Origin of the sequence: Microcystis sp. T1-4 (assembly GCF_000297435.1) — a bacterium.
In the GTDB taxonomy this organism is placed as follows: Bacteria; Cyanobacteriota; Cyanobacteriia; order Cyanobacteriales; family Microcystaceae; genus Microcystis.
On sequence record NZ_CAIP01000110.1, the window covers coordinates 1 to 19,353 of the forward strand.

Annotated in this window: 28 protein-coding genes; 12 read left to right on the forward strand and 16 right to left on the reverse strand. The window is 40.0% G+C overall.

Translation table 11 applies throughout. The annotated features are described in order from the left end of the window. The first annotated feature begins 117 nt into the window (after positions 1 to 117). On the forward strand, positions 118 to 399 hold the full coding sequence (locus MICAI_RS06125) for a type II toxin-antitoxin system RelE/ParE family toxin (RefSeq protein WP_008199244.1): 282 nt from the start codon (positions 118 to 120) through the stop codon (positions 397 to 399). A gap of 10 nt (positions 400 to 409) precedes the next feature. Next, the gene (locus tag MICAI_RS06130; RefSeq protein WP_002801551.1) at positions 410 to 724 is read left to right on the forward strand and encodes a HigA family addiction module antitoxin; all 315 of its coding nucleotides are present in this window, start codon (positions 410 to 412) and stop codon (positions 722 to 724) included. A gap of 186 nt (positions 725 to 910) precedes the next feature. On the opposite strand, the gene MICAI_RS06135 is transcribed toward MICAI_RS06130, so the two are convergent. Together MICAI_RS06135 and MICAI_RS06140 are read right to left on the reverse strand one after the other, a co-directional pair. Then, positions 911 to 1,171 carry a Txe/YoeB family addiction module toxin gene (locus MICAI_RS06135; RefSeq protein WP_002735847.1) on the reverse strand — a complete coding sequence of 87 codons (261 nt, stop codon included), beginning with the start codon at positions 1,169 to 1,171 and terminating at the stop codon, positions 911 to 913. Then, the gene (locus tag MICAI_RS06140; RefSeq protein WP_008199246.1) at positions 1,152 to 1,406 is read right to left on the reverse strand and encodes a hypothetical protein; all 255 of its coding nucleotides are present in this window, start codon (positions 1,404 to 1,406) and stop codon (positions 1,152 to 1,154) included. The genes MICAI_RS06135 and MICAI_RS06140 overlap by 20 nt, the downstream gene beginning before the upstream one ends. Positions 1,407 to 1,472: 66 nt before the next feature. Here MICAI_RS06140 and MICAI_RS25725 point away from each other — a divergent pair, with 66 nt between their 5' ends. From MICAI_RS25725 to MICAI_RS27775, 4 genes are all read left to right on the forward strand, one after another. Beyond that, positions 1,473 to 1,700, forward strand: coding sequence for a hypothetical protein (locus MICAI_RS25725; protein ID WP_157221727.1), 228 nt, complete (start codon positions 1,473 to 1,475; stop codon positions 1,698 to 1,700). 64 nt (positions 1,701 to 1,764) lie between these two features. Further along, on the forward strand, positions 1,765 to 1,989 hold the full coding sequence (locus tag MICAI_RS06150) for an AbrB/MazE/SpoVT family DNA-binding domain-containing protein (protein ID WP_002757519.1): 225 nt from the start codon (positions 1,765 to 1,767) through the stop codon (positions 1,987 to 1,989). Beyond that, positions 1,989 to 2,399, forward strand: a complete 411-nt coding sequence (locus MICAI_RS06155) for a type II toxin-antitoxin system death-on-curing family toxin (protein WP_008199247.1) — start codon at positions 1,989 to 1,991, stop codon at positions 2,397 to 2,399. Before MICAI_RS06150 ends, MICAI_RS06155 begins: the two co-directional genes overlap by 1 nt. Next, positions 2,377 to 2,520, forward strand: coding sequence for a PEP-CTERM sorting domain-containing protein (locus tag MICAI_RS27775; protein ID WP_008199248.1), 144 nt, complete (start codon positions 2,377 to 2,379; stop codon positions 2,518 to 2,520). The genes MICAI_RS06155 and MICAI_RS27775 overlap by 23 nt, the downstream gene beginning before the upstream one ends. Before the next feature lie 285 nt (positions 2,521 to 2,805). On the opposite strand, the gene MICAI_RS06160 is transcribed toward MICAI_RS27775, so the two are convergent. The 11 genes from MICAI_RS06160 to MICAI_RS06210 all read right to left on the reverse strand — a co-directional run bounded on the left by MICAI_RS06160 (position 2,806) and on the right by MICAI_RS06210 (position 9,521). Beyond that, on the reverse strand, positions 2,806 to 3,153 hold the full coding sequence (locus MICAI_RS06160) for a type II toxin-antitoxin system PemK/MazF family toxin (protein ID WP_008199249.1): 348 nt from the start codon (positions 3,151 to 3,153) through the stop codon (positions 2,806 to 2,808). Next, a complete protein-coding gene (locus MICAI_RS06165; RefSeq protein ID WP_008199250.1) occupies positions 3,150 to 3,383 on the reverse strand; it encodes a hypothetical protein in 234 nt (77 codons plus the stop codon). Before MICAI_RS06165 ends, MICAI_RS06160 begins: the two co-directional genes overlap by 4 nt. 200 nt (positions 3,384 to 3,583) lie before the next feature. Beyond that, positions 3,584 to 3,805 carry a hypothetical protein gene (locus MICAI_RS06170; RefSeq protein WP_002801544.1) on the reverse strand — a complete coding sequence of 74 codons (222 nt, stop codon included), beginning with the start codon at positions 3,803 to 3,805 and terminating at the stop codon, positions 3,584 to 3,586. Beyond that, positions 3,771 to 4,043: a BrnT family toxin gene (locus tag MICAI_RS06175; RefSeq protein WP_002777949.1), complete on the reverse strand. Its 273-nt coding sequence runs from the start codon at positions 4,041 to 4,043 to the stop codon at positions 3,771 to 3,773. Before MICAI_RS06175 ends, MICAI_RS06170 begins: the two co-directional genes overlap by 35 nt. Before the next feature lie 117 nt (positions 4,044 to 4,160). Beyond that, positions 4,161 to 4,445, reverse strand: a complete 285-nt coding sequence (locus tag MICAI_RS06180) for a type II toxin-antitoxin system RelE/ParE family toxin (RefSeq protein WP_008199252.1) — start codon at positions 4,443 to 4,445, stop codon at positions 4,161 to 4,163. Beyond that, the gene (locus MICAI_RS06185; protein ID WP_002757428.1) at positions 4,438 to 4,656 is read right to left on the reverse strand and encodes a hypothetical protein; all 219 of its coding nucleotides are present in this window, start codon (positions 4,654 to 4,656) and stop codon (positions 4,438 to 4,440) included. The genes MICAI_RS06180 and MICAI_RS06185 overlap by 8 nt, the downstream gene beginning before the upstream one ends. 218 nt (positions 4,657 to 4,874) lie before the next feature. Further along, positions 4,875 to 5,120, reverse strand: a complete 246-nt coding sequence (locus MICAI_RS06190; RefSeq protein WP_008199254.1) for a DUF2442 domain-containing protein — start codon at positions 5,118 to 5,120, stop codon at positions 4,875 to 4,877. A 4-nt stretch (positions 5,121 to 5,124) separates the two neighbouring features. After that, a complete protein-coding gene (locus MICAI_RS06195; protein WP_002736965.1) occupies positions 5,125 to 5,373 on the reverse strand; it encodes a DUF4160 domain-containing protein in 249 nt (82 codons plus the stop codon). A 296-nt stretch (positions 5,374 to 5,669) separates the two neighbouring features. After that, positions 5,670 to 6,041, reverse strand: coding sequence for a hypothetical protein (locus MICAI_RS25735; protein ID WP_157221728.1), 372 nt, complete (start codon positions 6,039 to 6,041; stop codon positions 5,670 to 5,672). Positions 6,042 to 7,058: 1,017 nt separating this feature from the next. Beyond that, positions 7,059 to 8,018, reverse strand: a complete 960-nt coding sequence (locus tag MICAI_RS06205; protein ID WP_008199262.1) for a hypothetical protein — start codon at positions 8,016 to 8,018, stop codon at positions 7,059 to 7,061. An 18-nt stretch (positions 8,019 to 8,036) separates the two neighbouring features. Continuing rightward, positions 8,037 to 9,521 carry an AAA family ATPase gene (locus tag MICAI_RS06210; RefSeq protein ID WP_008199263.1) on the reverse strand — a complete coding sequence of 495 codons (1,485 nt, stop codon included), beginning with the start codon at positions 9,519 to 9,521 and terminating at the stop codon, positions 8,037 to 8,039. Between the two features lie 257 nt (positions 9,522 to 9,778). Between MICAI_RS06210 and MICAI_RS06215 the strand changes: the two genes are divergently transcribed. Next, a complete protein-coding gene (locus tag MICAI_RS06215) occupies positions 9,779 to 10,219 on the forward strand; it encodes a DUF29 domain-containing protein (protein ID WP_008199264.1) in 441 nt (146 codons plus the stop codon). 157 nt (positions 10,220 to 10,376) lie between these two features. Here the strand turns inward: MICAI_RS06215 and MICAI_RS06220 are convergent, their stop codons facing one another. After that, positions 10,377 to 11,243: an alpha/beta fold hydrolase gene (locus tag MICAI_RS06220; RefSeq protein ID WP_008199271.1), complete on the reverse strand. Its 867-nt coding sequence runs from the start codon at positions 11,241 to 11,243 to the stop codon at positions 10,377 to 10,379. 293 nt (positions 11,244 to 11,536) lie between these two features. Between MICAI_RS06220 and MICAI_RS06225 the strand changes: the two genes are divergently transcribed. From MICAI_RS06225 to MICAI_RS06245, 5 genes are all read left to right on the forward strand, one after another. Continuing rightward, positions 11,537 to 12,517, forward strand: coding sequence for a hypothetical protein (locus MICAI_RS06225; RefSeq protein WP_008199272.1), 981 nt, complete (start codon positions 11,537 to 11,539; stop codon positions 12,515 to 12,517). A gap of 111 nt (positions 12,518 to 12,628) precedes the next feature. Further along, positions 12,629 to 13,570, forward strand: a complete 942-nt coding sequence (locus MICAI_RS06230) for an ABC transporter ATP-binding protein (RefSeq protein ID WP_008199273.1) — start codon at positions 12,629 to 12,631, stop codon at positions 13,568 to 13,570. Next, positions 13,560 to 14,390, forward strand: a complete 831-nt coding sequence (locus tag MICAI_RS06235) for an ABC transporter permease (protein ID WP_008199278.1) — start codon at positions 13,560 to 13,562, stop codon at positions 14,388 to 14,390. The genes MICAI_RS06230 and MICAI_RS06235 overlap by 11 nt, the downstream gene beginning before the upstream one ends. 2 nt (positions 14,391 to 14,392) lie before the next feature. Further along, on the forward strand, positions 14,393 to 15,919 hold the full coding sequence (locus MICAI_RS06240; protein WP_008199279.1) for a GldG family protein: 1,527 nt from the start codon (positions 14,393 to 14,395) through the stop codon (positions 15,917 to 15,919). 48 nt (positions 15,920 to 15,967) lie between these two features. Then, a complete protein-coding gene (locus tag MICAI_RS06245; protein WP_008199280.1) occupies positions 15,968 to 16,588 on the forward strand; it encodes a Uma2 family endonuclease in 621 nt (206 codons plus the stop codon). 21 nt (positions 16,589 to 16,609) lie between these two features. On the opposite strand, the gene MICAI_RS06250 is transcribed toward MICAI_RS06245, so the two are convergent. Further along, entirely contained in the window at positions 16,610 to 18,088 is a 1,479-nt protein-coding gene (locus MICAI_RS06250) for a serine/threonine-protein kinase (protein WP_008199282.1), read from the reverse strand. Positions 18,089 to 18,178: 90 nt separating this feature from the next. After that, positions 18,179 to 19,078, reverse strand: a complete 900-nt coding sequence (locus tag MICAI_RS06255) for a J domain-containing protein (RefSeq protein ID WP_008199285.1) — start codon at positions 19,076 to 19,078, stop codon at positions 18,179 to 18,181. Between the last annotated feature and the right edge of the window lie 275 nt (positions 19,079 to 19,353).

Sequence of the window (19,353 nt, forward strand, 5' to 3'; positions counted from 1 at the left end):
GCCCCCCTTTTGCCTCTTGCCTTTTGCCTATCCTAATATGTTACCTATACTCAACGGATTTAGTATCAGTTGATGTTCTTGCTTGACATATTACGCAAAACGGAATAGCATTTGAATATGATTCAATCTTTCCGATGCAAGCATACGCGATTACTTTTTGAAGGAGGAGATCCGCCTCGTTTTCGTGGTTTCAAAGATACTGCTATTCGGAAGTTGACTCAATTAGATGCGGCTCAAACCTTAGAGTTTCTGCGCTCTCCACCAGGCAATCAAATTGAAGCTTTAAAAGGCGATAGAAAAGAACAATATAGTATTCGGATTAATTCTCAGTTTCGATTATGTTTTATCTGGACAAATAATGGATCTACTGATGTTGAAATTGTTGATTATCACTCATAAATAATTAATTATGAATAACCGTCCTATTAATCAAATGCGACCCGTTCACCCAGGAGAAATTCTGCGGGAAGATTTTTTGATTCCTCTAAATATGAGCGTGAATGCTTTAGCTTTAGCCTTGAAGGTTCCTGCATCTCGTATTCATGAAATTGTTAAAGAACGTCGTTCTATTTCGGCTGATACGGCAGCAAGATTAGCCTGCTATTTTGGCGGAGATGCTGCTTCCTGGCTCAGTCTTCAAGTAATTTATGATCTGAAGACTTTATCTAACCGTGAGGAGATTATTCAGCAAATTCAGCCCCGTATTTCCGAACAAATTGCCTGATTTTTAATTAGATTAAGTCCCAGAGATTAAAACACTTTCAAAAGGGTAAAAGGTACATGGGACGAACTCTACAAAATCGGCACTCGCTCCTGCTGCTGCCCAAAAAGCGATCGTCCTTGGCGTTCCTATCCCAAGCAATGACAATTTCAAAGTTTAATCAAGAAGATGACAGCGATCGCATTGAGCCTAGTCATAATGAAATTTACAACTGATAATAATAATTTCTGTTTCTGTAATTTTATAAACTAAGCGATGTTCATCATTAATGCGTCTTGACCAATAACCCTTGAGTTGATGTTTTAAGGGTTCGGGTTTACCGATTCCAGAGAAGGGATGGCGCAATATGTCGTCAATTAAATCAACGATTTTTTTATAGAGTTTTTTGTCTTCTATCGCCCATTCATTGAATTGTTTAAAAGCTTTCGGATCAAATACTATATTTTTCACGCCATTCTTTTACGGTAATTGTCACTAAGTTTTCTTTATTTTCTATTCTGTCAATAGCTTCGGATAATTCACGCTGATTGGCTTCTGTTGAAAGAAGATATTCGGTTGTATCGGGTTCAGGATCAGATACTAAAATAATAATATCCACATCTGTTCCTTCTTCTAGTTCCGTAGAATAAAGCTCTATTTTTCCTTCTCTGCCAACAATTCCTTTCTGTTTAATCGCTCTAATCATGATTTTTTCTCTTAAGATGTCAAACAATTATGGCTATTATATCAAAATCAGCATGAGTTAGAACTGTTGACAAGAAAAGCGATCGCACTAATGACACTCAAAGAGACCCCAGTTTTAAGGTTTAATCAAGAAGATGACAGCGATCGCACTACGTTCTTCGGCATCACACTGACAGCTGCCATCAATGTGCATGGTGCGTTCCCCAAAAGCGATCGCTTTGTAGCAGGACTTGCATTAGGGAACGCACCCTACAAGAGCGGCTTTCACGATCGGAAGTCTTTTTCTTTAAAATAATTCTTTGGGCAGTTAGTTATGTTATAACATTTGTCATAACATAAACTACGGAAGGTCATAGGTTATGACAAGTCTAACGCTCCGAAAAATCGGCAATTCCATAGGTGTGATCTTACCGAAAGAGGTTTTATCCCGACTAAACGTAGAGGAAGGAGATCAGATTTATATCACGGAATCGCCAGATGGATACAGAATTTCTGGCTTTGATCCCGATTTTGAAGAAACCATGAAAGCTTTTGAAGATACTTACTCTCAGTACCGCAACGCCTTCAAGGAACTCGCCAAATAATGATCGAGGAACCGAAATGGTTATCGAGCGATGCGATTAGGGTGATTCAGGAAACTTTAATCGCTCGAACCGGGGGGACTCCTGGAGTTTTAAACCCAACCCTGTTAGAGTCCACTGTCAATAAGCCAAAATTCTTTTTTCAGTACGAACCCGAATCATCGATTTTTAAGTTAGCGGCGGCCTATGGCTACGGTTTTGTCAAAAATCATTGCTTTTGCGATGGTAATAAACGTATAGCTCTGGCCACCGTTTCAACTTTTTTGCGAAAGAACGGCTACCGCTTGAACGCCAGCGAAGCAGAAACGGTCAGTTTCTTTCTCGGTCTTGCGGGTGGTCTCGAAACATATAAGGAGGGTTTGGCCAGATTGACCGATTGGATCGAACAATATGCGATCGAACTGGAAGATTAACGGCGATCACTTGTATCAACCAGTGCCTGAACCATTCTTAACTATCCTGGGTACAGGAGTGGTTTTAGGTGCTCTACCTTTTCTTAAAAAAGGGAAAAAGGACAAGGAGAAAGATGTCTAGAAAATAGCGAGGGAGACAAAATTATTTGTAGGACGGGTTAGCGGTAGCGTAACATGATCAGTCCTTGGGTTTCATGCTTCTACCTTCTTCGGCATCGCACTTAGACTGACAGCTGCCATCAATGTGCATGGTGCGTTCCCCAAAAGCGATCTCTGGATTAGCAGGACTTGCATTAGGGAACGCACCCTACGACTGCCTGACAGCTGCCATCAATGTGCATGGTGCGTTCCCCAAAAGCGATCTCTGGATTAGCAGGACTTGCATTAGGGAACGCACCCTACAGCACTAATTTGATTTTCTTAGCCAATTGATTAAAAGATTTTTAATCCGTATTAGTCTTTCTGGTGAGATAGTTCCTAAACGTGCATTGATTACAGATGATTCGACACTTGTTAATCGTCCTAGTCGAATTAAAGAAGCCACTTTAAGTCCAGTAGTAATATAGTCAGAATCTGAGGTATTAATAATTTCGTCAAATCCTAGAGTAGCTTGATGGAGACGAGAAGAAATTAAAGCAAGTAATAAATCACGATGGCGACTTGGTGAAATAGCAATAATTAAAGCTGGACGCAGTTTTCCTGATTTCAAGTCTGCTTGAGGAAAACGAATTAGAACAATATCACCTGGTTTCATGGTTGATAAATTTCTTGAGCATCTGCTAGGGAATATTCAATTTCATCTCCTTCTTTGAAAAATTGCTCTAACGAAAATTTTTGCCAGTCTTCATCTTGCCAATTAGTATGTTCTGAAATGTTGTTTGGCTCAGGGGAAATTAATCGGGTAAAGTTGGCAATTTTTTCAACAATGTCATCAGGTAATCGGTCAATCTGTTGGTGAAGTTCTTCACGAATTGTAGCAGACATAAGTTAAGTTATTTGATTAAGGTGTAGAATGGATATTATTGATTATAACTCAGATATTGGGTGGTAATTTGGGAAAAAGTAATGTTGGGTTTCTACCAGATCAGAGATCGCACTACGTTCTTCGGCATCGCACTCCTCATCCCCAAAAAGCGATCGCCCTTGGCGTTCCTATCCCAAGCAATGACAATTTTAAAGTTTAATCAACAAGATGACAGCGATCGCACTACAAGATCGGCATCTGTGATTGATGTACGGCGAAACTCATTTAATTCTTGTTGAGATAGGGGGAGACAGTCCGAATCTGCTTCGGCTGCTTTGTCAATTTCTTCCTCAGTCATTGCTGCAACTTTTTCCCAATCTGTCTTACCATGACTAACATTTTCGGGATCAAGTCTGACTCTGGTAATATTGTCGTCGTTCATTTTTATTGGCTCTCCTTGCTGAAATAATGCGGTATCTGCCGTTTCTTTTGGTATAGACGACCAATAAAACTACTTGATTAACTATACCGATTACTTGAATTCTAGTTTCATTATAATCACGTTTATCTTCTCTTTCCAGACAGTTGGGATCTAGAAAAATGTTTTTTGCATCTTCAAAATCAATTTTATGCTTGAGCAAGTTGGCAGCAGCTTTATTATTGTCCCATTCTATCTCCATTTTATCGAGATTTTGTATCTAGTTCATAATATTTTGGATTATACATGATCGCCCTTTCCCATCATCAAAAAGCGATCGCCAACTCCGAAACCTTACTAACATAATAAAAAATCATATTCAAGAAACCTCATCGTGAGTTCCAATATCAATTAGGTTGATCTCTTCTTCTTGGGTTTCAGGGTTTGATTCAAAATTGAAAATAATTCGACAATCATATTCAACAGAAAAATCCCAAGCATCTGATAATTTCCCTTTTAGTTTATGGGTGCGTAATATTGGATTATAGGGATCGTCAGCGAGTAGTCTCAATTTGGCTTCTATTTTTGATTTTAAGTCGGGTTGTCGTTTAATCCTTGTTTTGAAAGCGCATTTAAATGATTGGCTAAAAACCAAGTTAATCATTGTTTAGTTCGGCAATAATGGAATCAACATCTCCTCGAAAAACATTACCATTTTGATAGTCTTGTCGAGCTTGAGAAATATTTTGAGCAATTTGTTCTCGTCTTTTTTCGATTTGCCGATGTTTAACAATATTGATCAAGTCATCTTGTTCATCAAAAGAGAGATAGTCAATCATTTCTAAGATTTGACTAAATTGCATTGTTGGCGGCATTGTTACTTTCCCCTTTTTCAATACAGACTTTTATTTTACTCTGCTTGGGCAATAATGACATCCGCGATCGCGGATCGATGACAACTTTCCAACTCACAAAGAGAGATCGCCTCTCTTCATTCCCAAAAAGCGATCGCCCTTGGCGTTCCTATCCCAAGCAATGACAATTTCAGAGTTTAATCAAGAAGATAACAGCGATCGCACTACAAGATCGGCAATCATAGTTCAATTCCATTGATCCAAATTTCATACTCGCTTATATCAACTTCATCATTCCAAACGATTCCGCTACCTGATGGATCAAGTTGAAAGTTTTTAAAGAAAGCATAGTTTTTAAGGGAAGAAAACATCGTTTTTTCTAGTAGATTTTCACAGTTATATTTTCTAGCTTGATGATTAGAAAAATGCACCAATAGAGTATAATTTTCAATGATTTCGGCTGATTTTATTTTGGGATAAAGCATTGTTTTATTTCAAAGGTGGTAATTTATTAAATTCTTGAGTGTTCCACATTTTCAATAATTCTGATTGATAGATTGTTGCCCATTCTACAACCATTTTTGTGGCTCTATTAGGTAAGTCTCCTTCAATGATTTCTAAGGTTTCCAGATTAAATAGGGCGTTATATTCTCCATAAATCGCATGAAAATGGGGAGGTGGATGATCGGCAAAAAAGATTTTAATGATAATTCCATAAAATCGAGTAATTTCTGGCATAAATCTATTTTTATAAGTCTTGCTTTATGACAAAAATATTATAACAAAGCTTGTTGGGTTTTGTTACCTCGACCTAAATGACAAGATCGGCGATCGCTCTTGGCGTTCCTATCCCAAGCAATGGCAGTTTTAAAGTTTAATCAACAAGATGACAGCGATCGCACTACGTTCTTCGGCATCCCACTGACAGCTGCCATCAATGTGCATGGTGCGTTCCCCAAAAGCGATCGCTGGAGTAGCAGGACTTGCATTAGGGAACGCACCCTACCAGAGCGGCGATCGCACTTCCCATTGTCCTAATCTAAAACAATAGTAGTTCCTGTCCTAAAGGCACGATAACGACCTCTGTTAGGAACTTCAATGATTTCACCGTAGCCTTCTCTTAGACAAAAATTGAAGGGATCATTTGGAGCTTTTTTGCATTTACCGCATTCATGCCAGCCATCTCCAGTATTGTTATCGTATCTACACTTTTTGTTAGAAACTGGAATAAAACAATTCATAAAATTTTGACTATTTGGAGTATTGCCAAAACTACCCTGAAGTCGAGGAGAAATACGATATCGCCATTGACCATCCATTGTTTTATAACTTTCGCATTTATAAGTTTTTGGCTTGGCTTGAACAGGAGTTGATGATGCGACTGCTACAAGAACTGTAGCCAGCATGGAAACACTCAAAAGTTTGCAAATCATAAAAACTACCTTGTATTTGTCTTAATTCTTTGACTCAAACTCTGTCTAGCTACATATTATACAGAAACTTTCTGTCTAACAGTCCTCAGAGTAACGACAGGTGGAAACTTGCGGCATATTCCCCCATTTTAGCGCAATCGCTGGAACTTTTTCCCATATCATACCCAAGAGCATATTAGCCAGATTAAACAACCTCTTTTAAGTGGATTCCTAACAACAAGCTCAAATAAAATCGACTTTTCGGGAAGTGTAGCACTAAGTCTTCAATCCACCCCACAATTACCTAATTTTCGGGGAAAAAGGGCTCTTCGGGACTTGGTATGGTTCGATAGGGGGGCATAAATCGACTCAATCCTTATCTGGCAAGAGATTTAATTGATTAGTTCGCTCTAGATAAAAAACAATTGACAAAAATTGCGGCAATGTCTGTCTCTATAAAGGTTTCATTCCTTATAACCCCGTCCATTGTATAAGACAAACCGAAGAACCCTAATCCCTTACAAAAAAATACTCCGAAATCCTCGTGAACTTTACAGGGTAAGCTCATCTAATTTGGTATAAATTGTACTTGACAAAGATTTCTGAATAGGGTAATCAAATCGCCATAGCACCGTCCCGCACTGCCAGTACCCAGATCTGTAGGTTGGGTTGAGGTAACGAAACCCAACATTGCCCTTATTTCTTTCCTGAATTTTTTGGGTTTCACTTCTACATTTTATTCCATACCAATATCACTATCAAAGATCAGCTTTTCTGAAGCTCCCCACATCTGATCATAAATTCCTTCTTCAACATAACGGTGAAAACTGGAATATTGCCAATCTTTCGGAGCGTTTACTAATCCATGATGCACGGTATTCGAGATGATTAACAAAATCTCAATAAAAAACCCTTGACAAATCCCCGCACTTGACAGATAATTATATATATAATGGGAATCCGTGCCTTCCTACAAACCCTCTTTTTTTAGGTCAAATAATGCGATTAAATTTATTCCTGCTCCCTGGGGTTGAGTTCTAGCTTCAGCAGTTTTAGGAGATGGGAAATATGGCAGCTTGGATTATCGCTATTGTGAGCATAAAATCTTCCTATTTGTAGTGCCAGTTGTTCTCTATATCTTTCTGGGGGTGATGTATTGTCCTCTGGGGGTTCAACTTCTAACCAATATTGCTTCGCTTTTTTGATAGTCAACAGAGCCAGCACTAATTCCGATTGGCTATTGTCGTGGCTAACTTGATATTGTTTTTGCCAAGATAGCTGTAATTTCTCCACTTCCGATAGTTCTAGGTTTTGACAATGAGAGATTCTCCCTTTAACTCTGGAAAAATTATTTTTTAAATCGGCATCATCCTTAATTTTATCTGCCATATCAAGATAAATATTTTCTAGCCTAGCAGCGGAATTTTGATAAACAGCCGAATGTTCGCTAAGAATTGATTGAATATGAGTATCGGGAAAAATAAAATAGCACTCTTTATGAATCAATCCCGTCACCCAAATTCTATGCTGTCCAACCCGATTGACTTTAATCAGTGATTTTTTATATAAGTCCTCAAAAATTTGCTCTAAATCCTTAAATGGATAGGAATCATCTAAACGTTTATTTTGTAAGTCTAAATCGACGATAGCGAACAGTTGCTGGGGATTTAAATAAGAAGCTTCTGGGTTATCTTCATGCAAACGCAAAAGATTAAAGTAAGTATTTAAAACATCATTTCTATCACCACAGTTAAAAAAAGTCGGTATCTGTTGTCTCCAATCCCTAGGAACACAGGCTTTATAAAAATTAGCATCGGGAAAATCTTCCATAGCTCGATAGGATTGAGGAGATAACCTGCCGGCAGTTTTTTTGATTTCCCCTTCACAGAGGATAACAAATTTATTAAGAATTTGACGGTTTGCCAGAATAAATTGACAATGTTCTAAAAGTTCCGTTTCCCTAAGACTCATGGGTTAGTTTCTCCATCTTTATTTCAATAGTTTTGGTTCTATCTCTTTAACATGAGCGGGAGTTAAAGCTTGACAGAGTTCATAGGAATGAGTGGCTAAGATATATTGATTGCTAGGTTCCCATTCCTGCAAGTCCTCAATAATTCTATATTGCCAGTCGGGATGGAGAGCAATCTCAATTTCATCCATCAAGACAATCGCATCTTTTATCCTACGATACTTTAGCCACAGATAGATACTTAATCGCTTCAGTTCCCCATGACTCAAATCCTCTGGATATAATTCTTCTCCGTTTGTGTCTCCTTTGAATTTAAAGGTAATCCCCGATATATCTTTATCTAAATTAATTTCTTTGTCGGATAAAATTGAATTTAAGTTTTGCCGTATTAGTTGATAATTATTTCCATATTCACCAGTTTCTATAGCTTGAGCAAAATCTTGATCACGAGCCATGATAAAGTAATTAATTAATAGCTCAACTGGCAGAAAATCGTAGGTAAATAAGTTGCTAAGTTTCTTTTTAACATCTGTCATGGCTAAATAATAGTTACTAGAGTCTGGATTCCCTTGATTTATCTGAAAAAGACTCTTGTTAGTAGCTTTGGGTAAAAAGATAAAAACTTGCGTTGAAGGTGCAGCTAAAAATATTTTTGAGGATAATTCTTTCATGAATAATTGAAATTCTTCTTGGGTTGATTGACTAAATTTACACAACAAAAATATCTCTTGATTCTTCTCGTTTTTGGCTTGACAAAGATATATTAAGCTATTTATTCCTAAAATATTTTTAATTATTTTTGTTTGCTGAAGTAATGTTTGAGATTGAGGAGCATCAATGTATATTTGAGCATTCGTCATTCCCAGTTTATCTTGAATAGAATTTATTATTACCTCTAAAAAATTTGCTGGATATTCATCTAAGTATCTATCTATTGTTGATATTATGTCTAAATCAAATAAAAAATTGAGTTCTTCTGGGGTAAATAAATGTCGAATTAATTTGTTTCTTTCTGTTTCATCTTCTAGCTTCAATGTTGTAAGTTTTTCTTGAATATTTTTGAGTCTTTCACGTTGGCCATTTAGCTTTTTGATTTTTTGTTTAATGTCCTGTAATTTTTTTAAATCATCAACGTTAACAGTATCTAAATCTTCTTCTTGACCAGCAAGGTTAGATACCAAGTCTTTTATATAAGCATCTCTGCAAATAAAAAAATCTAGTTTTACTTCTTCCCGATTGTCGGTTAGAATTTCAAAAATAGCTAGGGTTTTCTGGTCTAACTCATCTTCTAGTTGACATCGATGGAGTACATTTACCACATATTCTATCTTTTCTGGATCACCAGAACAATGAAGCAAGATAAAAATTAATTGTAGAAGGGTACTTTTGCCACCGCCATTTTGACTGCCGATAGGGAATATCTGGGGAAAAAAGTCTTTCTCGAAACTAAGATCAATATTCTTTAACACTCGAAAGTCAGGAACTTGAACCCGTAGTAACCGCATTGTCAAAACTCCTGTAATCCTATCCTCTTGCTCATCTGCTTATTGTAGCTCACAGGCAAAGGTGAAACAATCTCTTATCCTACCGGCCAAATTCTGGCAGATTTTTTCAAAAAAATCCTTGACAAATCCCCGCACTTGACAGATACTTATATATAGAATGGGAATCCGTGCCTTCCTACAGACCCTCTTTTTTTAGGTTAGATAAGCTTCAAAAAAATAAAAACCTAATACCTGACCAGTGCTAAAGAGGATAGGTTATGACAACTAAAGACTTATACGAACAAGACTATCCTGCTTGGTTAGAAGAAACGGCCAAACAACTGCGACAAAGACAGACAGATGTATTAGATTGGGAACATCTCGAAGAAGAAATCGAAGCATTGGGGAACCAACAGAGACATAAAGTAGATAGTTATCTCCTACAATTGCTCATTCATCTGCTTCTCTACCAATACTGGCCGGAGGAACGAGAAAGATGTGCGCGGGGATGGCAGGACGAAATCGGTAACTTTCGGGTGGAATTAGAACTTTTATTGGAGTCAAAAACCCTTTATAACTATTTTTTAACCAGAATCGCCGTTATTTACCCCAAAGCAGTGAAGCGAGTCCGACAAAAAAGCCAATTACCGGCCGCTATCTTTGCCGAAAGCTGCCCCTATAGTCCCGAACAAATCCTCGATTCCGATTTTCTCCCCTGAAATTCTGGCAGATTTTTTCAAAAAAATCCTTGACAAATCCCCGCACTTGACAGATACTTATATATAGAATGGAAACCCGTGCCTTCCTACAGACCCTCTTTTTTTAGGTTAGATAAGCTTCAAAAAAATAAAAACCTGATAACCGATCCCTAACTACCTATAAGTTTTTCACCCAATCACTAATCAACTGGTTAACCTCTGTGGGAATTTCATCGTGGGGACAATGACCGGCAGTTAGATAATATTCTGTCAGAGAAGGATAGTATTGACGGAATTTGGCCCCGCGTTCCCGAGTATTCATCCAAGGGTCCCCCTCACCCCATAACATCAACAGGGGACAACTTGACTTTTGCAGGAGAATATCCACATTTTCCCCCCGGGGAGATTTAAACACAGAAGCAAAAACTTTGGCTGCTCCCGCATCCAGGGAAGGACGACGGATATCTTCTATTAACTGCTCAGTAATGGCACTGCGATCGAGATATACTTTCTCTAGGGTTTTGCGGATAGTTTTGGGTTGACGGGTATAGAGAAATAAGAGATAACTGGCCCAAGGTTGCAGCAAGACCGATCGCAGTAGTTTTTGTGCTAAATTAGGCTGACGATTGCTTTCTGTATCGCTAAAGGGACCGGCACTATTGAGGAGAATTAATCCCCGAACATTCTCGGAATGATTAGCAGCCACACAGAGAGAAGCGTAACCCCCCAGAGAATTACCCGCTAAAACCGTCGGTTGGCCCACAACTTCCTTGATAAAATCGTTTAATTGTTGCTGCCAAAGATTGCCACTATAGACAATATCCGGTTTAGCTGATCTACCGAATCCTAGCAGATCGATCGCCCATACTTCCCATTCTGAGGCTAAACCTGACACATTTTTTCGCCAATGGTCGGTGGAAGCGCCAAAACCGTGGACTAATAGTAAAGGGGGTTTTCCTGCGACTCTAGTACCCGCTTGCACATAGTGTATCGAATGTCCTTGCCATTGCCAATTTTGCCTTGTCGTCAGGGCAGCTGTATTCATCGGCTGTTTTGTTAAGTAATGTGAATAATTCTTAGTCTAACCGATTGGGAAACTGGAGACCAAGCTAGAGATTTTTAGCCAAACCCCTTGACTGAAAAGGGAACTTGACATATACTTATATGTAGAGTGGGAATCCGTGCCTGCCTGCAAACCCTTCATTTTTGGGCAAATAACCCTAAAAAACACTCTCAAAAAAAATCTTGAGCGGGATTAATCTGCTGGTATGGGTGGCTAACCCCAGAGAATTACTCCTGAATCACTGGGACAGTTTTTTCCTAATTCTGATAACAGCTATGAAGATTTTGACGATTTTACAGGGATTAATCGACAAAAATCCCTTAACTGAGGCGGATCTAGAAGAATTACTAGCGATCGAATCCTTAAATTTTAGGCAGACTAACCCTCTGATCCTACAGGAAAGGGCGGAACTATTAACGATTCTCTGGCCGCGAGTCTGGCAAAAATGTCAGGAGTTAGGGATAAATCAGCAAAATCAGATTTTGATCAGCTGTTGGCGCTTGTGGATTCCCTGGGCGCTAGAGCTACGCAGCCACGCAAAACCGTTGATTCAAGGCATTTTGGCTCCTCAAGGCACGGGGAAGACCACCTTAACATCCATAATGTCGATTATTTTAGCCTATTTTGATTTAAAAGTAAATAATCTCTCTTTAGATGATATTTATAAGACCTATAATGAGCGAATAAAATTGCGTCAAAAAGATGAAAGATTGCGCTGGCGTGGTCCACCGGGTACTCATGATATAGAATTAGGAATTAAAGTTTTAGAACAGGTTTGTCAGCAAGAAAGTCCGATTTTAATACCGCGTTTTGACAAGTCCCTGCATCAAGGACAAGGGGATAGAATTGCAGCGGAACAAGTGGAGGGAGTCGATATTCTTTTTTTCGAGGGTTGGTTTGTGGGCATGAATCCAGTAGAAGAAACAGTCTTTGATCATGCCCCCGATCCGATTAATAGCCAAGAAGACCGACAATTCGCCAGGGATAATAATCAAAGATTGCGAGAATATCTACCCCTCTGGTCAAAAATCGATCGCTTACTGATTCTTTATCCCCTTGACTACCGTTACAGTTTACAATGGCGACAGGCGGCCGAAACAAAAGGAGGTATGACACCATCAGAAATCGAGGAATTTGTCAAGTATTTTTGGAAAAGTTTACATCCGCAATTATTTCTGCCACCCCTGCTCAAACAAGCAGATCTAGTGGTAGAAATTAATCGCGATCATAGTCTGGGAAAAATCAGTTATCAGTGAGCAGTAATCAGTAATCAGTGAAAAGAAAGCCCCAAACTTGTCACTTAACACTATTGACTGATAACTCCCATCTGATAACTGATAACTGATAACTGATAACTGATAAAGCTTATGATTGAAGTCGAACATCTGAGTAAAATTTATGGTTCTGCCACGGCAATCAGTGACGTAGATTTTACCGTAGAAAAAGGAGAAATTCTCGGTTTTTTAGGACCAAATGGAGCCGGAAAAACCACCACTATGAGGATTTTATCCGGTTATATTCCTGCCACCACAGGAACAGCAAGGATAGCAGGATATGATGTGCATCAACAATCCTTAGAAGTGCGTCGTCGCATTGGTTATCTTCCCGAAAATCCCCCCTTGTATCCGGAGATGACCGTGGAAAGTTTTCTCGATTTTGTCGCACGGATTAAAGGCATCTCATCGGGGGATAGAAGAGCGCGGGTAGATTTAGTTTTAAGCAAATGTCAGTTACTAGAAAAAAGAAAAGTTATTATCCGCAAGTTATCCAAGGGTTATAAACAGCGTGTAGGAATTGCCCAAGCGATCATACATGATCCACCGGTAATTATTTTAGATGAACCGACAGTAGGATTGGATCCGAAACAGATTATCGAAGTGAGAAATCTGATTAAAAGTTTAGCGGGAGAACATACAATTATTCTCTCCACTCATATTTTGCCAGAAGTGAGTATTACCTGCGATCGAGCGACAATTATTAATCGGGGTCGCATCGTGGCCAATAATATTACTACCGCTACCCCTGCCGGTTCCAGTTATGAAATTGAGATCGAGGGTGATAGGGATTCCCTGCTAGAAATCCTTCAACAAATGCCGCAAGTCGAACAAGCAGCAAAAGTCGGCGATAACCTGCTTAAAATTGTTGGTCAAGCGGGGACAAACCTAGGGGCAGAACTTGCTAGAATAGTTGTCAACAATGGTTATAACCTATTAGAAATGCGTCGCACCCGTAAAACCCTAGAAGACATCTTTCTGGAAGTAATCGGCAGCGGGGAAAGTAATCACCAAGAGGAGAGGCATGATCAATAATATCTGGGCGATTTTTCGCAAGGAATTTCAAAGCTATTTTACCGCCGCCAATGCCTATATAATTATGGGGATATTTTGGTTAGTAGCGGGATTTTTCTTTAACTCCCTTCTCTACGGCATTATTCTCGATGTTAGTATCCAGGAACAATCGGGATTTCTGGTAGCCAGAGATACGGTATCTGAATTTATGACCACTTTCATCGGCATTATTTTATCCTCTTTATTGTTGGTAATTTTGCCAGCCCTGTCTATGGGATTATACGCAGAGGAAAAAAAACAGGGAACCCTAGAACTTTTAGCCACTTCCCCCCTGACTAATTGGAGTATAGCCATCGGTAAATTATTGGGAGTGCTGGCCTTTTTTACCGTGATGATTACCCCCCTCTGGGTTTACGAAATAGTAGTTTTTAGTAGCGCAGTTCCCCCGGTGAATATAGCCAGTGTTTTAATGGCTCATCTAGGATTAATTTTACTGGCAGCGGCCATCCTAGCCATCGGAATGTTTATTTCTTCCCTCACCAATAGTTCTATCCTGGCTTACATCATCACCTTTATCACCATCTTATTTATCTGGATACTGGATGTAATTGCTAACAATGCCGAAACCTTCTTTCGAGATCGCATCGGAGGAGAAGTGGGAGAACAGATCGGATTTTTCCTGAAAGAATTACTATCCCATCTATCTTGGTATCAACCCTTTAACAATTTCGTGCGGGGAATTTTTGACAGTAGTAGTTTAGTCATCCTCCTCAGTTATATTCTGCTGGGAATCTTCCTAACTACTCAATCGATCGAAGCGGACCGTTATCAAAGAAACTAACTATGATATCCTGGCAAAAATACGGTAAATTTCTCTATATACCCGCCCTCTTTCTGGCTAGTGCCGGCCTAACCGTGGGGTTAATCTCCGGTCAATGGTCATCCCTCTCTCTGGGGTTATTAATTGCCGGGGCTATTCTGTTTCTAGGGTGGCTGTTGTTATTAGTAATCACTTCCAAAGAATTTTGGCAAAAAAGAAGTACCCGCACCGGTACTCAAACCCTCATTACTACTATTATTGTCCTCAGCGTTATCGGTTTAATTAACTTTCTTGCCCTCCGTTATCCCTATCGAGTTGATTTAACCGAAAACCAAATCTTTAGTTTATCCCCCCAAACCGAAAGACTATTAACCAATCTGTCAAAACCAGTCAAAGTCTGGATTTTTTCAACCCGGGGAATCAGTGGCAACGAAGAGGAACTTTTAGCCAATTATCAACGCAAAAACCCCCAATTTCAGTACGAAATAGTTAACCCAGAGAAAAAACCCAATATCGCTCAGGAATTCAAAAAACTAGCCGATGATAATCTGTCCAGAGTCTATCTACAGTATGGTGAAAAAAAACAACCCCTGAAAACTATTAGTGAAGAGGAAAGTCTCACCGAAGCGAAACTGAGTAACGCCATCGAAACCGCTAAAACCGATCGCACTTTAACCGCTTACTTTCTGCAAGGTCATGGAGAAAATGCCATCAAAGAACCTCAAGGGGGTTTAGGACAAGCAGTCAATAGTTTAGAAGCAAAAGGTTATCAAGTAGAACCACTTAATCTAGTAGAACGTTCCACCATTCCCAATAATGCCGATGTCATTATTATTGCCAGTCCCAAAAGAAAAATATTTCCCCAGGAAGTCACCGCGTTAAAAAACTATCTTGAGCAAGGGGGCAAAATTTTATTAATGATTGACCCTCAAACCGAAACCGGATTAGAACCCTTATTAACCCCTTGGGGTGTGAAACTGGATAATCGGATTATTATTGATGCTTCCGGTGCCGGGGAAATCATTGGTTTAGGTCCGGCTAGTCCCATTATTACCAATTACGGTAATCATCCCATTACTCGCGATTTTGCTAACGGTATTTCTATCTTTCCCTTTGCTCGTCCCATCGCTACCGTCCCCGTGGAAGGAATTGAAGCCATATCTTTAATGATTACTAATGATAAAATGTGGGCTGAGAGTGATTTAAATGATCAGAATCTCCAGTTTAACCCTGAAAAAGATTTAGCTGGCCCTTTTGATCTAGGGGTTGCTCTGACGGGAAAAAAAGGTAAATTAATCGTGATTGGTAATGCCAGCTTTGCCAGCGATGGACTATTTGAACAACAGTTAAACGGAGATATATTTTTAAATTCTGTGCAGTGGTTAGCCAGTGGTGAAACAGCCACCTTATCTATCCGGGCTAAGGAACCAGAAAATAGAAGAATCAATTTAAATCCCCTGCAAGCTAACGCTATTTTTTGGATAGCGATGGTGGTGATGCCTTTAGTAGGATTTACCCTAGCTGGATTGACTTGGTGGCAACGTCGTTAATCGAGTTAGAATCTAGAAAAATCATCTCTCTTAATTCCCCTAACTGCCATGACCACAACCCAAACTATCCCCCAATTGTTGACTTTTGATGACTATATCAATCAATATCCCGATGATGGACAACAATACGAATTAATCGCAGGAAAATTATTGCCCATGATGCGACCGATCGGAAAACACGAAGAAATTGGCGGATTTGTTTCTGGAACCCTATTCTTAGAGATAAATCGGCAGCAATTGCCCTATTTTATCCCCAATACTGCGGCAGTAAAACCCCTTCGACCCCATACAGGTTATCTACCCGATATTATTATCTTAGACAGAGAAAATCTAGTTAATGATCTCTATTGGGAAACCGCTTCCTCAATTTCTCTGGCAACATCAGCTAAATTAATTATTGAAATTGTCAGTTCCAATTGGCGAGATGATTATCTGAAAAAATTCGACGACTACGAACAATTAGGAATTGCCGAATATTGGATTATCGATTATTTAGCCAAAGGTTCGGCCCGATATATCGGCAGCCCCAAAGAACCCACCATTTCTATCTATCAATTAATAGATGGAGAATATCAAGGTAATTTATTTAAACAGGATCAACGTCTTATTTCAGGGATTTTTCCAGAGTTAAACCTCACTGCTAATCAAATTTTTTGTGCTAGAGCTTAAAGAAAAACCCGTATTTTTAGATTAATTACTATTTTCCACCGTGGGAAGAGGAGAAGGTGATAAAACAGGAGGAGCGATCGGTTCAATTTTATCCTCATTAACCGGGGGATTAATCACCTCTGGAACAGGGGAAGGGGAGGGAGAAGGAGAAGGGGAAGGAGAAGGAGAAGGAAGGGGAGAAGGAAGGGGAGAAACTTGAGGACTTGGCTCCGTTTCGGGAAGAGGAACAGGAATAGGAATTACTTCTTCTGGGGTGGGACTAGGAGTTAATTCTGGAGTCGCTTCTGGAGTAGGAATCACCTCTGGGGTAGGAGTAGGGGATGGAGTGGGAGTCGGGGAATAAATGGGAGTCCGTTGACGAGAAGGTCGTCGGATAGGGGGAAAATCTTGGGAGGGAGGAGGAATGATTTCAGGACTAGGAGAAGGTTCAGGGGTTGGTAATGGTTCAATTTCCTCATTTTTGGGTAAAAGAGCCATAAATCCCCGATATCCTAGGGCAAAAGCCCCAATTGTCACCGCAAAAATCAGCAAAATCCACAGCCAAGGATTCTTTTTTTCCCCAGAATTGGGTTGAATAACCACAGTGGGGGAGACGGTTGGTTTTGGGGGTGTAGAGGACTTTAATCGGGGACTATGGGGAGAAACCGCGATGGTCGGTTGGGTGGACAAATCGGGGGATATTTCTGCCAAAGCTGCTAACATTTCCCTCGCAGTAGCAAACCGATCCCGGGGATGAAAACGGATCGCTCGATCGATTACCATAGCTAAATTAGGATTAACATTTTCTGCCTCCTGTCGCCAGAGAATTTCCCCCGTACGCGAGTCAGTTTCTAGATATTGGGGAGTTTTTCCCGTTAATAAAAAAATCGCCGTTAAGCCTAGGCTGTAAAGGTCACTAGAAAAGACCGGTCTCCCGGCAGCCTGTTCCGAAGCCATATAACCGGGGGTGCCAAGGGCGATCGAATAGGCACTTTTTCCCGTAGGATCGAGTAAGGTGGCGACAGCCTCTTTCATTACCCCAAAATCGATTAAAACGGGCAAATTATCACTATTTCTTAAGATAATATTATCGGGTTTCACATCCCGGTGAATAATGCGGCGACTGTGAATAAAATCAAGAACAGGCAGTAAATTCTCTAAAATCGTCCGCACTGCTGAGGAGGATAAATTTCCCTGTCGTTGCTGTTTTTGGGTTAGTGTCTCCCCTTCAATCCACTCCTGCACCAGATAGAAATGATTATCTTGGGCAAAATAACCGTATAAACGGGGTATTTGGCGATTTTGTTCCCCCAATTCCTCTAAAACGCTTGCTTCTTTCTGAAAACGTTCTTTTAACCATTCTGGCATCCCCTCACTTTGAATAGCCGGCTGCAATTTTTTAATCACACAGCGCCGTTGAGAAGGCATATTCGTATCGATAGCGATATAAGTTTCCCCAAATCCCCCCCTAGCAAGGGTGCTAACAATTTGGTAGCGATTGTTTAAAAGCACTAGATTCATTACCCTGAGAGTGCAAGCGTGGTCCTAAATTGTTCCTAGACTAACATTCTTTTGTTAAGGAAAAAGTCAAGGGAAAAACTAGAGTCAAGTCTAAGGAATCCAGCGACGGATTTTCGTCCACAAAGGTGCATTATCTTGGCTACTCATCTCCAGAAAACTTTGATAACAATCGTAAGCGCGATTAAGATGGGCAGTGATTTCTGTAGCATTGGGATGGGAATTGCGATCGGGATGCCAATAACACAAGAGAGTTTTATAATTATTCTCAATCCGGCTAGTCGTGGTAAAAGGAGTAATCCCCAAAACTCGCCACCAAACGGGATTAGGCAACTCTATAATTATCACGGCCAAGGAACGGGGCGAAGGATAGAGAATTTGGGCGATTAATGACCAATCTGACCCATAACACACCCGATAAACCGCTTTAACCCGCTCTTTTCCCAACTGTTGACAAGCTTGTAAATGCCATTGACGAAAATCCCCCCGCATCTGCTGATGAGTTCGCAAATCTCGCCTGGCAAATCTGCCCTCAGCTAGTTTATTAGTCCCGATAGTGTTAAAGTTACCATTAGCGATCGCTTTTAGATCCCAGTAGAGATGATAAAAAGGATCTTGAGCCAAGGCGAGACTTTCCAGAATTTCCTTAGCGTAACCTCTAGCTGGATTTAACCGCAATAATTCCCCTAATTCCCGACAAAACTGCTCATTTTCGGGCATACCGCGCCATTGCCAATAGTTAACATCCGGTTTTGCCAGAGACTGCCTATATACACTGCGCCACACCTGCGGAACAGTACAGGCGATCGGGGTAGCCAAGGGAGTAGCCAGGGGATAAAATTGACCCTTTAAAGAGCTTTCAGGAGCATCTTCTAGTAAACAGGCAAGATGATAGGCGGGATGACTACGGGGCGTTTTTTGGGGGCTAATAAACCAAAAAGCCGTTAAAATGATAATTAAGTACAAGAGTAGAGAAAGAATTTGCTCCGCCATCGCCACTTTTAGTTAGTCTGCTCAGTTACCTGAAGAATTATAATTCGTGCTATGGTCGCTGAAAAGTTCTTTGTATCTCAGCTGATTGTCAGGAATCTACAAAACGGGGTGATATGTCGAAAGTTTCCATATATTCCTACTTTGGTTATTCGGAAAGTTTCTGTATAATTAATAGTTAGATGGCTTAGGTTATAGGTTGGGGCATACTTGAAAAGTCTCTGTTCGAGTTCAAAAATTAAAGTGATCAGCACACCTGGAGCAATATGCGTCAATCC